12 protein-coding genes are annotated in these 13,303 nt (G+C 67.9%); 3 read left to right on the top strand and 9 right to left on the bottom strand.

Annotated elements, in window-relative coordinates:
* Nucleotide 1 precedes the first annotated feature (1 nt).
* On the top strand, nt 2–1,318 hold the full coding sequence (locus SNE35_RS13380; protein ID WP_320423412.1) for a glycosyltransferase family 4 protein: 1,317 nt from the start codon (nt 2–4) through the stop codon (nt 1,316–1,318).
* Here SNE35_RS13380 and SNE35_RS13375 read toward each other — a convergent pair.
* The gene (locus tag SNE35_RS13375; protein ID WP_320423411.1) at nt 1,315–2,322 is read right to left on the bottom strand and encodes a glycosyltransferase family 9 protein; all 1,008 of its coding nucleotides are present in this window, start codon (nt 2,320–2,322) and stop codon (nt 1,315–1,317) included. The genes SNE35_RS13380 and SNE35_RS13375 overlap by 4 nt on opposite strands.
* Nucleotides 2,323–2,324: 2 nt before the next feature.
* Nucleotides 2,325–3,344 carry a glycosyltransferase family 9 protein gene (locus tag SNE35_RS13370; RefSeq protein ID WP_320423410.1) on the bottom strand — a complete coding sequence of 340 codons (1,020 nt, stop codon included), beginning with the start codon at nt 3,342–3,344 and terminating at the stop codon, nt 2,325–2,327.
* Between the two features lie 43 nt (nt 3,345–3,387).
* Here SNE35_RS13370 and kdoO point away from each other — a divergent pair, with 43 nt between their 5' ends.
* Nucleotides 3,388–4,257, top strand: coding sequence for a Kdo hydroxylase KdoO (gene kdoO, locus SNE35_RS13365; RefSeq protein ID WP_320423409.1), 870 nt, complete (start codon nt 3,388–3,390; stop codon nt 4,255–4,257).
* Here the strand turns inward: kdoO and SNE35_RS13360 are convergent, their stop codons facing one another.
* A complete protein-coding gene (locus SNE35_RS13360) occupies nt 4,258–5,148 on the bottom strand; it encodes a LysR family transcriptional regulator (protein WP_320423408.1) in 891 nt (296 codons plus the stop codon).
* A 133-nt stretch (nt 5,149–5,281) separates the two neighbouring features.
* Between SNE35_RS13360 and SNE35_RS13355 the strand changes: the two genes are divergently transcribed.
* Nucleotides 5,282–6,799 carry an MFS transporter gene (locus SNE35_RS13355; RefSeq protein WP_320423407.1) on the top strand — a complete coding sequence of 506 codons (1,518 nt, stop codon included), beginning with the start codon at nt 5,282–5,284 and terminating at the stop codon, nt 6,797–6,799.
* A gap of 14 nt (nt 6,800–6,813) precedes the next feature.
* Here the strand turns inward: SNE35_RS13355 and SNE35_RS13350 are convergent, their stop codons facing one another.
* The 6 genes from SNE35_RS13350 to SNE35_RS13325 all read right to left on the bottom strand — a co-directional run bounded on the left by SNE35_RS13350 (nt 6,814) and on the right by SNE35_RS13325 (nt 13,276).
* Nucleotides 6,814–7,536, bottom strand: a complete 723-nt coding sequence (locus SNE35_RS13350) for a glycosyltransferase (protein WP_320423406.1) — start codon at nt 7,534–7,536, stop codon at nt 6,814–6,816.
* On the bottom strand, nt 7,536–8,684 hold the full coding sequence (gene lapB / locus SNE35_RS13345) for a lipopolysaccharide assembly protein LapB (protein WP_320423405.1): 1,149 nt from the start codon (nt 8,682–8,684) through the stop codon (nt 7,536–7,538). Before lapB ends, SNE35_RS13350 begins: the two co-directional genes overlap by 1 nt.
* Nucleotides 8,674–8,976: a LapA family protein gene (locus SNE35_RS13340; RefSeq protein ID WP_320423404.1), complete on the bottom strand. Its 303-nt coding sequence runs from the start codon at nt 8,974–8,976 to the stop codon at nt 8,674–8,676. The genes lapB and SNE35_RS13340 overlap by 11 nt, the downstream gene beginning before the upstream one ends.
* Before the next feature lie 25 nt (nt 8,977–9,001).
* Nucleotides 9,002–9,310 (bottom strand): integration host factor subunit beta, encoded by a 309-nt coding sequence (locus SNE35_RS13335; RefSeq protein WP_320423403.1) that lies wholly within the window; start codon nt 9,308–9,310, stop codon nt 9,002–9,004.
* Nucleotides 9,311–9,408: 98 nt separating this feature from the next.
* The gene (gene rpsA / locus SNE35_RS13330) at nt 9,409–11,118 is read right to left on the bottom strand and encodes a 30S ribosomal protein S1 (RefSeq protein WP_320423402.1); all 1,710 of its coding nucleotides are present in this window, start codon (nt 11,116–11,118) and stop codon (nt 9,409–9,411) included.
* Between the two features lie 142 nt (nt 11,119–11,260).
* Nucleotides 11,261–13,276, bottom strand: coding sequence for a bifunctional 3-phosphoshikimate 1-carboxyvinyltransferase/cytidylate kinase (locus SNE35_RS13325; protein ID WP_320423401.1), 2,016 nt, complete (start codon nt 13,274–13,276; stop codon nt 11,261–11,263).
* Nucleotides 13,277–13,303: the final 27 nt, after the last annotated feature.

Raw genomic sequence — 13,303 nt, 5'->3', positions numbered from 1 at the left:
AATGGAAGCGTCTAAGCCGACGATCTACCTTGACGTGACCGACCTGCTGATGTGGGTCCGGCAGCACGCGACCGTCACCGGCATCCAGCGCGTCCACCTGAACTACGCCCTTCATGCCCTGGGCAAGGGCGTCAAGTTCATCATGTTCCACGGCCGGGCCTGCGAGCATGTGGGCCTGGTGGACGATGCGGTGATCGAATACATGGGTCGGCTGCTGTCCGGCCGGATCGAGCCCGACCCCGCCCAGCTCTACAAGCTGTGCCCGAATGCGCGGCTGAAGCCGTGGCGGGACTACCGCGAGAAGTATCTCGGCCAGCCGGCCAAATACATGTGGCACACCTTCGCCGGCGGCGTGGTGTTCCACCTCACCCATCTGCTGTTCCAGCGCCGCATGCCGGCGCCGCCGTTCAAGCCGGGGGACGTGCTGCTCAACGTCGGGCGCAGCTGGATCATCGGCGGCTACGTCGAGAACATCGAGCGGCTGAAGCGCAAGCACGGCATCTCGGCCCAGTTGCTGCTGCACGACGTCATTCCGATCGAGCACGGCCAGAAGCCTGCGGAAAGCCTGCTGTTCACGCAGTTCATCAAGGAGAGCTTCCAGGCCTTCGATCGCTTCTTCACCAGCTCGGAATACAACCGGCGCGAGATCCTGCGGTTCATGCACCAGTTCATCGGTACGGAGAAGCCGATCGAGAAGTGCCTGTTCGGGCAGAACATCAACTCGCAGGGTGCGGCAACCGCGACCCTGCCTTACGGGCTGTCGCAGGGCCAGTACCTGCTATCGGTCGGACGGGTCACCGCGTACAAGAACCAGCTGCGCCTGCTGCAGAGCTGGGCCCAGGTGATCGCAGCCGGGCAGGACGCGGGCCTGCGGCTGGTGATCGTCGGCAAGACCAGCAAGGCCTACCGGGCGCTCGACGAACTGCTGGAGGCCGATGCGGCCCTGCGCGAACGCGTGTTGTTCCTGGGCGATGTGTCCGACGCGGAACTCGACGCGCTGTACCGCGGCTGCCGCTTCACGGTGTTCCCATCGCTGATCGAAGGCTACGGACTGCCGGCGGCCGAATCGATCAGCTATGGCAAGTTCTGCCTGGCCTCCCATGCGACCTCCATCCCGGAGGCAGCCGGCGAGCATGCCGGCTACTTCGACCCGCTGGACGTGAACGACATCCGCGCCCAACTCGCACGCTTCATCCAGGACGAAGCACTGTTGCATGAACGCGAGGCCCTGATCCGGGCCATGCCCCGCATCTCGTGGGCCGAGGCCACGGCCGATCTGCTGGAGAAGGCGAGCCGGCCGATCTTGGCCCAGCCTTAGGCCAGCCCTGCCAGCACCTGCGCCTCGACCGCGGCCGGGCTGATGTCGGCCAGGCTCGCGCCCTCCAGCATCTTCATCCTGCTGGGGTCGTGCATCAGCGGCGGGCGCGCGCCCATCAGCACCCAAGCCGGCGTGCCGACGGCGGCGGCGATATTGGTGGCGCCGGTGTCGTTACCGATGCAGGCCCGCATCAGCGACATGGCAGCCACCGTGTCGGCCACCGGGGCGTCGGTGAGGCTCAGCACCTGCGGACGCAACTCGGATGCAATGCCGGCGGTGATGGCCTGCGCCAGCGCCGTTTCGGACGGACCGCCGACCAGCAGCACCCCGGCGCCTGTCCGGGCCAGCCGCGCGGCCAGTTCGGCGAAGTTCTCCGCCCCCCATTGCTTGAAGGGCTCCGACGAGCCGATGGACAGCGCGAAGCCGGGCTGGGACCACGCGGCCAGCCGCTCGCGCATGCGTGCCAGCGCGTCGGGCCGTACGTTGATGTGGGGCACGAGGGGCGCGCTGCAGAAGCCCTGCGCGATCGCAAAGGCCGTCGCGTCCAGGTAGGTGCCGGTGACGGGCGGGCCGTCGTACATCGCGATGCGCGGTGCCTTGGTCAGCAGCAGTCGCTGCAGCCAGGTCGCGCCATAGCCCAGCTTCGTGCGGATGCCGGCTCGCCAGCAGACGATGACGGCGCGGCCCGGGTGGTCGGAGAACATCACCATGCGGTCCAGGCGCTTCGGTGCCAGTTCGGCGCCCATACGCATCAGGCCGTCCAGCCCGCTGTGCCGGCCGCGGCGGCCGTTGCGCGGGCGGCGGTCGAAGTCGATGACCTCGCGCAGCCAGGGCTCGTGACCGATCAGGTCGCGCGCCATCGTCGTCGGCGCGGCGATCACGGTGACCTGCCCGCCCTGGCTCTGCTCGGCGATGCAGCGGAAGTACTCGGCATGCCAGACGAGGTCGCCCATGCCGTTGGTCTGCAGTTGCACCGCGGTGCGCGGGCGCGTGTCGGTCGTCATCGTCATGCGTTCAATACGGTCTGGGCCACGGCTTCCGGCCGGATGGCCTCCAGGCTCGGAGCGGCGATGTTGTGCAGCGTCTTCGGGTCGTGCTCCAGCAGCGGACGCGGCCCGAGCACTACCCAGGTCGGCGTGCCGACGGCGGCGGCGATCTGGATGACGCCGGTGTCGTTGCCGGTGCAGCTGTCGGCCAGCGCGCAGGCGGCCACGCTGTCGGCGACGCTGCCGTCCACCATCGCGGCAACGCGTGCGCGCAGCGCGGGCTTGATGCGCGCGAGGATGGCGTCGGCGAAGGCCCGCTCGGCCGGTCCGCCCAGCATCAGCACGCCGTGGCCGGCCTGGGCGAGTTCGGTTGCGAGGGCAGCGAAGTTCGCGTCGCCCCATTGCTTGTACGGCTCGGAGCAGCCGATCGCCAGCACGTGCAGCGGGCGCGGCAGGTGGGCGAAGCGTGTCTGCATCCGCGCCAGTGCGTCCGGTCGCACGACGAGGCTGGGCACGATGGGTTCGGCGCACCAGCCCTGCGCGATGGCGAACGCAGTGGCGTCCTTGTAGGCACTGACGGCCGGGCCGCGGTAGCGCTCGATGAAGGGCCCATGGCTCAGAAACCGGCGTTGCAGCCAGCTGGTGCCGTAGCCCAGGCGCTCGGGAATCTTCGCGGCCACGGCCACCAGCGAGCGGTTGCCATGGTTGGTGAACAGCACGATGCGCTCGAAGCCCAGCGGCCGCAGTTCGACGCCCATGCGCCACAGGCCCGCCACGCCGGCATGGCGGCCCTTGCGACCTTCATGGCGGCGCGGGTGGCGGTCGAAGTCGATGATCTCGCGCACCCAGGGCTCATGGCCGATCAACTGCGGCGCGAACACGGTGGGCGATGCGATCACCGAGACCTGGCCATCGCGGCTGGTCTGCGCGACGCTGCGGAAGTAGGGCACGTGCCAGACCAGGTCGCCCATGCCCACCCATTGCAGCAGGACGGCGGTGCGGGGGCGGGTGTCGGGAGCGGGAGAGGCGTCGAGAGGCATGGCGCGCGATTCTAGGGCGGCCCCGGTGGTCGATAATTTCCCGATGCATACAAGAATCATCGAGCTACCCGGCAGCGACTGGGCACACATCGGCAGCGATCCGTCCTGGATCGCCGCGCTCGAGGCCGGCAAGGTGCTGTACTTCCCCCATCTGGCCTTCCAGCCGACCGCGGCCGAGCGCTCGCTGCTGCGCCCGGACATCCGCGATCCCAAGTCGCGCAACATCAGCCTCAATGCCGATGGCACGCTGAAGGGCGCCACCGGCGACGCGGCCACCCAGGCAGCGCTGGCCGCGATGGTCGGGCGCTTCCGCACGCAGGCGCGCGGCCTCATCGACGCGCTGCTGCCCAAGTATGGCCCGGCACTGCGGATGGCGCCGACCAGCTACCGGCCCACGCAGGTCGAATCGCGCGTGCAGAGCTGGCGTGCGGACGACCGGCGCCTGCATGTGGATGCCTTCCCTTCGCGGCCGAACTATGGCGAGCGGATCCTGCGCGTGTTCGCCAACGTCAACCCGGACGGGCAGCCGCGGGTGTGGCGCGTCGGCGAGTCGTTCGAGGCGATCGCGCAGCGCTTCGTGCCGCGCGCCAAGCCCTATTCGGCCTGGCAGGCGAGGGCGCTGAAGGTGCTGCATGTCACCAAGTCACTGCGCAGTGAATACGACCACCTGATGCTGCAGTTGCACGACGGCATGAAGAGCGACATGGACTACCAGCGCGATTGCGAGCAGGTCACGATGCCCTTCGCCGCGGGTTCAGTCTGGGTCTGTTTCTCGGACCAGACCGCGCATGCGGTGATGGCCGGCCAGTACATGATGGAGCAGACGCTGCACCTGGCCGCCGACAAGCAGTACGACCCGGCGGCCAGCCCGCTGGGCATCCTTCAGAAGCAGACCGGGCGAGCGTTGGTTTAGTCAGCCGCCCGCCAGCTTCGCGCCCAGGTGATCGACGAACACGCGCACCTTGGGCGACAGCTGCCGGCTCGATGGCCACAGCGCGCTGAAGCGGCCGCCGGCGCCCATGCGATCGTCCAGCACCGCGACGACGCGGCCCTCGGCGAGGGCGGTGCGCACCAGGAAGTCGGGCATGCAGGCGATGCCCAGGCCGGCCGTGGTGGCGGCCAACAGCGCTTCCATATTGTTGAAGACGACGGCGGCGCGCGGCCGTGGTTCGGGCTCGCCTTCGGCCAGACGCAGCGGCCATTCGAGCAGCTTGCCGGAGTTCGGGTAGCGGAAGCGGATCGCGGCGTGGCGGTCGAGATCGCAGGGGCGCTGCGGCGTGCCATGGCGGGCGAGATAGTCCGGCGAGGCGCACAGCATGAAGCGGTAGACGTGCAGCGGACGCGAGACCAGGCCGGAGTCCGGCAGGTCGCCGCTGCGGATCACCACATCGATGCCTTCCTCGATCAGGTCGACGATCTGGTCGTTGAAGTCGACGTCCAGATCGACCTGCGGATAGCGCGCGAGGAAGTCCGGGATCAGCGGCATCAGGAAGTGGTAGCCGATGATGGGCGCGCTCACGCGCAGCCGACCGCGCGGTGCTTCCAGGGTCTGCGACATCATTGCGTGGGCGTCGTCCAGATCGTCCAGGATGCGCCGGCAGCGCTCGTGGAACAGCCGGCCTTCCTCGGTGAGCTGGATGCGGCGGGTACTGCGCTGCAGCAGGCGCACACCGAGCTGCTGCTCCAGTCGCGCCACCGCCTTGCCGACGGCCGAGGCGGAGATCTCCAGCACGCGCCCGGCAGCCACGAAGCTGCCGAGGTCGACCGTTTTCACGAAGGCGGTCAGGCCGCTCAGTCGGTCCATCGGGTGAAGCCTATTGCGGACATTTATTCCTGCAAGAACGATCTGACGCCTTGTTTATCGAAGATTGAAGCGAGTCTAACGTGAGTGGACGGGGCTGCTGATCTGCCGGCCCCATCCTCTCGGACGACTCGATATGACTCCATTGCAAGATTTTTCGGCCGGCCGACGCTGGCGCGTGCTCGCCGGCGTGTGCCTGGCCTCGGCGGCGATGCCCATGACCTTCACCGGCCCCGCGGTCGCCCTGCGCGAGATCGCTGCCGGCCTGGGCGATTCGCCGGTGGCGCTGGCCTGGGTGACCAATGCTTTCATGCTGGCCTTCGGCAGCTTTCTGATGGTGGCGGGCGCGCTGGCGGATCGACATGGGCGGCGCCGCGTGTTCGTCTGCGGCGTCGTTGGCTTCATCGGGACATCAATGGCGCTGCTCGCGGCACCGGGCATCGTCGTCTTCGATCTGTTGCGCGGCCTGCAGGGGCTTGCCAGCGCCGCGGTGTTCGCCGGCGGCGCTGCGACACTGGCACAGGAGTTTGACGGCCCGGTGCGCCTGCGTGCCTTCAGCATGCTGGGAACGAGCTTCGGCATCGGCCTCACGCTGGGCCCGCTGGCGGCCGGCTGGCTCACCGCCGCCTGGGGCTGGCGCGCGATCTTCCTGCTCGTGATCGGTTGCGCCACCGTCGCGCTGCTGATTGCGCGGCCGGCCATGCGCGAATCTCGAGATCCGGCGGCCCATGCGCTCGACTGGCCCGGCGCGCTCACGTTCACGCTGACGCTGTCCATCTTCACTTGGGGCGTGCTGCAGGCGCCGGAGCGCGGCTGGAGCAGCGCCTCGACGATCGGCAGCCTGGGTGCTGCCGCGGTGTTCCTGGCGTGGTTCGTGCGCATCGAGCGCCGAACGGCACGCCCGATGCTGGATCTCGACCTGTTCCGTTACCCGCACTTCGTTGGCGTCCAGTTGCTGGCCGCTGCTCCCGCCTATGGCTTCGTGGTGCTGCTGGTGTTGCTGCCGATCCGCTTCGTCGGCATCGAAGGGATGGGCAGCGCGCAGGCCGGCCTCGCGATGATGGCCTTGTCGGCACCGCTGGTCGTGCTGCCGCTCGTGGCCGGCCTGCTCGCGCAGCGCGTGCGTCCGGGCATGCTCTGCGGTGGCGGACTGCTGGCGGCGGCAGCGGGCCTGGTCTGGCTGGCCGGCGCCCACGATGCGCACGCGGCACTGGCGCCGATGCTGCTGATCGGTGCCGGCATCAGCCTGCCTTGGGGATTGATGGATGGCCTGGCCGTCAGCGTCGTGCCGCGGGAGCGGGCCGGCATGGCGACCGGCATCTTCAGCACGACGCGTGTGGCCGGCGAAGGTCTTGCGCTGGCGATCGTGGGCGCCGGCCTCTCCGCACTTGCGGCGCTGCGGCTGGCACCCCTGGGCTGTCCGGTGCCCACATCGCTCATCGCCCAGCGACTGGTTGCGGGTGACCTGGCCGGTGCTGCGGCGCAATGCCCGACGGTGCCGGCGCAGATCCTCGCGCACGCGTTCCAGGACGCGTTCTCGACGCTGGCCCTGGTGCTGGCCGCCGTCACGACGCTGACAGCGCTCGTGGTGTTCGTGTTCCTGGCGCGCGGTGCCGAAACCGGGGCCTCTTCGACGCTCGCGCAGCCGAGCTAGGCCTCAGCGGCGATTCATTCGCGCCAGTGCTCGGCGATCCACGGCGCCGGGCGCATCTTGCGCCAGACGCTGTTCGAGCGGCCGACCAGCGCGTCCGGCGGATTGGCCGGGCCGTGGAAGATCAGGATGCGCGAGCCCTTGGGGATGATCGGATCCTTGACGTAGCTCAGCGGCCAGGCGGGCACGCAGTGGTACTTCCAGCTGGCGCACCAGGCATCGTCCCAGTACTGCAGCAGGCCCTGCTTGTGCAGTTCGTCCGACAAGTAGGCCTGCTCGTTGCGGAACTCGCGGCGCAGCGCCTCGTGTTCCTTGCGGAACTTGGCCAGCACGTCGGCATGGGCGCCCAGCTCGAAGCGGTAGACCGAGGAGTTGCCGGTGACGCGCCAGGGGCGCTTCCAGTCGTGGATGATGAGGAACTTGCCCGGCACCTCGAAGAAGGGCGTGATGTCGTCGACGATGACGACGTCGAGGTCCAGGAACAGGGCCGTGCCGCGCAGGCCGTAGAGATCGGCCTCGAAGGTGGTGAGCTTCTTCCAGGCGCCATCGCGCTTGGCCTCGGCGATGTTCATCTCCGGGATCGGGAAGCACTGCACCTCGGCACGGATGCCTTCGGTGCGATCGGTCAGGCAGACGAACTTGAACTCGCCCTTCAGATGCCGGCGCACCATCGCGTACAGACGATTGACGTACTCGGGGCCGTATTTCGTGCCCCACTTCATGCAGAGGATGTGTCGCATCAGAGCTCTTCTACGTGGCGAGGCGGGTAGCTGTCCCAGTTGAGGCAGCCGGGGCATTGCCAGAAGTAGTGGCCGGCCTCGAAGCCGCAGGCGGCGCAGCGGTAGCGCTGCAGCGGGCGGGCGGCGCGGTCGATCGCGGCGCTGACGAGAGGCTTTTCTTCCTCGTTGAGCTTGGCGCCACTGAAGGCCACCAAGCCGCGGACGGCCGAGAGGGTCGGATGTGCGCCGAGGTGGCGGATCCATCGAGCACGCTGCTGAGCGCTGTCCGGCTCCAGCTTGCCGATCGCGAGCATCAGGTCGACGCCCGGAGCGCGCTGGTAGCGGCTGTCCAGCACCGCCAGTGCCCGCTCGGCCTGGCCGGCGGCCAGCGCGGCGTCCGCATAGTCGCCGGCGACCAGATTGAAGGCCTCCGGGTTCAGGGCCAGCAGCTCGGCATAGGCCGCCATCGCCGCGTCGGGCTGCTGGCGGCGGGCCAGCATCTGGCCGGTCAGCACGTGGGCGCGGGCTGCTTGCGGGGCGGTAGCGCGGGCCTCGGTGAGCAGCGCCAGCGCGAGGTCGTCGTCGTGCCGGGTCTGGGCCTCGAGGGCCAGTTCGCACAGGTAATGGGCGATCCGCGAGGCGAACGAGCCGGTGCCGCGCTGCTCCAGGCGGCGCGCCACGTCGACGGCCTTGCGCCACTCGCGCGAGCGCTCGAACAGCGACAGCAGCGCCATCTCGGCCTCGTTCTCGAAGGGCGTGCCGCGCAGCTGGGCATAGGCTTCCTCGGCATGGTCGAACAGGCCGGCCTTGAAGAAGTCCTGGGCCAGCGCGTACTGGGCCCGTTCACGTTCGGCCTTGGGCAGGTCGCCGCGCTGCAGCAGGTGGCGGTGCACGCGCACCGCGCGTTCGTACTCACCGCGGCGGCGGAACAGATTGCCGAGCGCGAAGTGCAACTCGGAGGTGTCGGCGTCGTTCTGGACGGCTTCGATGAAGGCGTCGATGGCCTTGTCCTGCTGCTCGTTCAGCAGCAGGTTCAGGCCCTTGAAATAGGCCTTCGGCGCGTCGTGCTGTTCGCGCTTCCACTGCCGGGTGTCGAGCTTCGATGCGAGCCAGCCGAGCGCGAAGGCCACCGGCAGCACGATCAGCAGCCAGCGGGGATCAAATTCCATCGTAGGGCATCGGAACGTTGGGGGTGGCGGGCGTGGTGGCCGGCGCGACGTCGTGCGCCTCGTCGGGCACGGCGCGGCGCGCGATGCGGCGGTGCTTCCACCAGGCCGGCACCATCGCCAGCACGCCAAGGGCACAGCCCGAACCGAAGGCGACCAGCACGACGATCACCAGCGGCGCGCGCCAGGCGTGGCCGAAGAACCAGCGCACGATCACCTCGTGGCTGTTGTTCAGCGCGAAGGCGAACAACGTGAAAAACAGGAAGGCCCGGAAGGCCCAGACGAGGATTCGCATGAGGGCGAATTCTAGGCGGGTGCGTTCACTCTTCCGCGGAGGAGTCGGCCGGTGCGCGGGCGTCCACCGCTTCGCGCAGCGCCTTGCCTGGCTTGAAGTGCGGTACCAGCTTTTCGGGGATCAGCACCTGCTCGCCGCTGCGCGGGTTGCGGCCCATGCGGGGCGGGCGGCGGTTGACCTGGAAGCTGCCGAAGCCGCGGATCTCGATGCGGTGGCCCTTGGCGAGCGCATCGGACATCGCGTCCAGGATCGTCTTGACGGCGAACTCGGTGTCGCGCTGAGTGAGCTGCGGGAAACGGTCCGCGAGCAGGGCGACGAGATCGGATCGGGTCATGTTGGTCTTGGCATGAGAAGTGAAAAGGCTCGCCCTCGGGACGAGTGGCGAGCCTCTGTTCCGGCAGGCCCGAAGGCCCACCGCAGGATAACAACGATTTAGTTGTTGCCCTGGTCCAGCTTGGCGCGCAGCAGGGCGCCCAGGCTGGTCGTGCCGGCGTTTTCGCGCTCGGACTGGGCCGACAGGCGCTGCATGGCTTCCTGGTTGTCGGCGTTGTCCTTGGCCTTGATGGACAGCTGGATGTTGCGGGTCTTGCGGTCGATGTTGACGATGACCGAGGTGACTTCGTCGCCTTCCTTCAGCACATTGCGGGCATCTTCCACGCGGTCGCGGGAGATTTCCGAAGCGCGCAGGTAGCCGATGATGTCTTCGCCCAGGTCGATCTCGGCGCCACGCGCGTCAACCGTCTTGACCTTGCCGGTCACCGACATGCCGCGGTCGTTGACCGAGGTGTAGGTGGTGAACGGGTCGCTGTCCAGCTGCTTGATGCCCAGCGAGATGCGCTCGCGCTCGACGTCCACGGCCAGAACGATGGCTTCGACTTCCTGGCCCTTCTTGAAGTTGCGCACGGCAGCTTCGCCAGTTTCGTTCCACGACAGGTCGGACAGGTGCACCAGACCGTCGATGCCTTGAGCCAGGCCAACGAACACGCCGAAGTCGGTGATCGACTTGACGGGGCCCTTGACGCGGTCGCCGCGCTTGACGTTCTCGGCGAACTCTTCCCACGGGTTGGCCTTGCACTGCTTCATGCCCAGCGAGATGCGACGCTTGTCTTCGTCGATCTCCAGGACCATGACTTCGACTTCGTCGCCCAGGGAGACGATCTTCGAAGGAGCGACGTTCTTGTTGGTCCAGTCCATTTCGGAGACGTGCACCAGGCCTTCGATGCCCGGCTCGATCTCGACGAACGCGCCGTAGTCGGCGATGTTCGTGACCTTGCCGAACAGGCGCGTGCCGGTCGGGTAGCGGCGCGAAACGCCGAACCACGGGTCGTCGCCCAGCTGCTTCAGGCCCAGCGAGACGCGGTTCTTCTCGGCGTCGAACTTCAGGACCTTGGCGGTCAGTTCCTGGCCGACCTGAACGACTTCGCTCGGGTGGCGGACACGGCGCCATGCCATGTCGGTGATGTGCAGCAGGCCGTCGATGCCGCCGAGGTCAACGAAGGCACCGTATTCGGTGATGTTCTTGACCACGCCGTTGACGATGGCGCCTTCCGACAGCGTTTCCAGCAGCTTGGCGCGCTCTTCGCCCATCGAAGCTTCGACCACAGCGCGGCGCGACAACACGACGTTGTTGCGCTTGCGGTCCAGCTTGATGACCTTGAACTCCATGGTCTTGCCTTCGAACGGGCTCATGTCCTTGACCGGACGCGTGTCCAGCAGGGAACCCGGCAGGAAGGCGCGGATGCCGTTGACCAGGACGGTCAGGCCGCCCTTGACCTTGCCCGACACGGTACCGGTCACGAAGTCGCCCGACTCCAGTGCGGTTTCCAGGCTCAGCCACGAGGCCAGGCGCTTGGCCTTGTCGCGCGACAGGATCGTGTCGCCGTAGCCGTTCTCGATGGCGTCGATCGCCACGGAGACGAAGTCGCCGACCTGGACTTCGATCTCGCCCTGGTCGTTCTTGAATTCCTCGACCGGCACGTAGGCTTCAGACTTCAGGCCAGCGTTGACGACGACGAAGTTGTGCTCGATGCGAACGACCTCGGCGGAGATCACTTCGCCGGCGCGCATGTCGGACTTCTGCAGCGACTCTTCGAACATCGCGGCGAAGGAGTCCATGCCGGCTGCGGTTTGGTTCTGGGACATTGTGTTTCCTGTGCGTCGGACCTGGGCGTCAGGTCAAGCGCGGTTGTTTGCAGGTTGCCCTGCGGTTAGGTTGTCGGAATCGCCGCCCTCGATGAACTGACGTTCGGAGGGAAGGGCGGCGGGCCCTGGCCAAAACTCGGTTTTAACGCGATACCTTGAATGGCCGGCGCCGAGCCCACCAATCCAGCACCAGTTCAACCGATTCTTCGATCGTCTGGGCCGAGTTGTCGAGCATCAACGCATCCTGCGCCGGATGCAGTGGCGAGGCCGACCGGTTCTTGTCCCGGGCGTCCCGCGCTTCCAAATCCGCGCGCAAGCTCTCGATATTAGCCGAAATTCCCTTGGCAATCAATTGCTTATGCCGTCGCTCGGCCCGCGTGGCGGCGCTGGCGGTGAGGAAAACCTTCAGGCCGGCGTCAGGGAAGACGTCCGTGCCCATGTCGCGGCCATCGGCCACCAGGCCCGGGGCGCGGCGGAAATCGAGCTGGAGCTGGTTCAGCGCACGGCGCACCGGCGGGTGGGCGGCCACGCGAGACGCGTTCTGGCCGCTGGTTTCAAGGCGCAGCGCATCGCTGATGTCCTCGCCGGCAAGGTAGACGCGGCCCTGGGCGAAACGCAGGTCCAGCGCGCGGGCCACCGCCGCCACTTCCTTGCCGTCGTCCAGGTCGATGCCGGCGCGGCTGGCCGCCAGGCCGGCGGCGCGGTACAGCGCGCCGGAGTCCAGCACGGCATAGCCGAGCTTGTGGGCGATCTCGTCGGCCAAGGTGCCCTTGCCGGACGCGGTCGGACCGTCGATCGTGATGACCGGGATGTCGCTGACGCTGGCGGAGACCGTGTCGAACAGGGTTTCGAAATACTCCGGGAAGGTCTTGGCGACGCAGGCCGGGTCCTCGATCCGTACCGGCACCGGATGCTCGGTGACGAGCCCGTTGAAGGCCGCCAGCGAGAAGCACATGGCGATGCGGTGGTCGTCGTAGGTGTGGATGGAGGCGGGCTTCCAGTCCTGCAGCGGCTGCACGCGGAGCCAGTCCGGGCCTTCATCCACCGTGGCGCCGAGCTTGCGCAACTCGGTCGCCATCGCGCTCAGGCGGTCGGTCTCCTTGACTCTCCAGCTGGCGATATTGGTCAGCGTCGTCGGGCCGTCGGCGTAGAGCGCCATCACGGCCAAGGTCATCGCCGCATCGGGGATGTGGTTGCAGTCGAGCGTGATGCCCTTCAGCGGCCAGGCGCCGCGGCGCACTTCCAGCCAGTTCGGGCCGGACTTGACCTCGGCGCCCATCTGCTGCGCGGCTTCGACGAAGCGGACATCGCCTTGCATCGATTCGCTGCCGACGCCTTCGATGCGCACCGGCTGGTCGACAGCAGCGATCGCGCCCAGGCCGACGAAATACGAGGCGGAGGAGGCGTCGCCCTCGACGTGCACCGCGCCCGGCGAGCGGTAGCGGCTGCCGGCCGGGATCGTGAAGCGCTCCCAGCCGTCGCGCTTCACCGCGATGCCGAAGCGTTCCAGCAAAGTCAACGTGATCTGGATGTAGGGCTTGGAGATCAGCTCGCCGACGACCTCGATCTGCACGTCATCGGTGGCGACCAGCGGCAGCGCCATCAGCAAGGCGGTCAGGAACTGGCTCGACACGTCGCCGCGCACCTTGACCGGTGCATCCAGCTTCAGTGCCGACGGGCCCGTCAGCTTCAGCGGCGGGTAGCCTTCGTTGCCGAGGCAGGCGATCTCGCAGCCGAGCGCGCGCAGCGCATCGACCAAGTCGCCGATCGGCCGCTCGTGCATCCGCGGCACGCCGCTCAGCTCGAAGCTGCCACCCTGCGTCGCGGTCAGCAGGGCCAGCGCGGCGGCCAACGGGCGCATCGCCGTGCCGGCATTGCCGAGAAACAGTTGCGCGGCCTGTGTGCCCAGCTTGCCGCCGATGCCGGTGACGTTCAACACGCCATCGGCCTGCGCTTCGATCTGGCCACCCAGCGTCTTCAGCGCGGCCAGCATCACGGCCGTGTCGTCGGAATCCAGCAGGTCGTGGACGGCGGTCGTGCCTTCGGAGAGGCCGGCCAGCAGCAGCACGCGGTTGGAGATGCTCTTGGAGCCCGGCAGGCGCACGGTGCCTGCTGCCGCCCGCAGCGGGGGCAGGTCGAGAAAGGGGATCTTGTACATAGCGGTGGGGTTCAGCGGCAGATCGCT

It is taken from the genome of Roseateles agri, from assembly GCF_034043675.1.
GTDB lineage: Bacteria > Pseudomonadota > Gammaproteobacteria > Burkholderiales > Burkholderiaceae_C > KK5.
This window is presented reverse-complemented; position numbering and strand designations above follow the sequence as displayed.

Coding starts and splice junctions, on each gene's coding strand:
- SNE35_RS13380 (WP_320423412.1), top strand. CDS start 2: ATGGAAGCGTCTAAGCCGACGATCTACCTTGACGTGACCGACCTGCTG.
- SNE35_RS13375 (WP_320423411.1), bottom strand. CDS start 2,322: ATGACGACCGACACGCGCCCGCGCACCGCGGTGCAACTGCAGACCAAC.
- SNE35_RS13370 (WP_320423410.1), bottom strand. CDS start 3,344: ATGCCTCTCGACGCCTCTCCCGCTCCCGACACCCGCCCCCGCACCGCC.
- kdoO (WP_320423409.1), top strand. CDS start 3,388: ATGCATACAAGAATCATCGAGCTACCCGGCAGCGACTGGGCACACATC.
- SNE35_RS13360 (WP_320423408.1), bottom strand. CDS start 5,148: ATGGACCGACTGAGCGGCCTGACCGCCTTCGTGAAAACGGTCGACCTC.
- SNE35_RS13355 (WP_320423407.1), top strand. CDS start 5,282: ATGACTCCATTGCAAGATTTTTCGGCCGGCCGACGCTGGCGCGTGCTC.
- SNE35_RS13350 (WP_320423406.1), bottom strand. CDS start 7,536: ATGCGACACATCCTCTGCATGAAGTGGGGCACGAAATACGGCCCCGAG.
- lapB (WP_320423405.1), bottom strand. CDS start 8,684: ATGGAATTTGATCCCCGCTGGCTGCTGATCGTGCTGCCGGTGGCCTTC.
- SNE35_RS13340 (WP_320423404.1), bottom strand. CDS start 8,976: ATGCGAATCCTCGTCTGGGCCTTCCGGGCCTTCCTGTTTTTCACGTTG.
- SNE35_RS13335 (WP_320423403.1), bottom strand. CDS start 9,310: ATGACCCGATCCGATCTCGTCGCCCTGCTCGCGGACCGTTTCCCGCAG.
- rpsA (WP_320423402.1), bottom strand. CDS start 11,118: ATGTCCCAGAACCAAACCGCAGCCGGCATGGACTCCTTCGCCGCGATG.
- SNE35_RS13325 (WP_320423401.1), bottom strand. CDS start 13,276: ATGTACAAGATCCCCTTTCTCGACCTGCCCCCGCTGCGGGCGGCAGCA.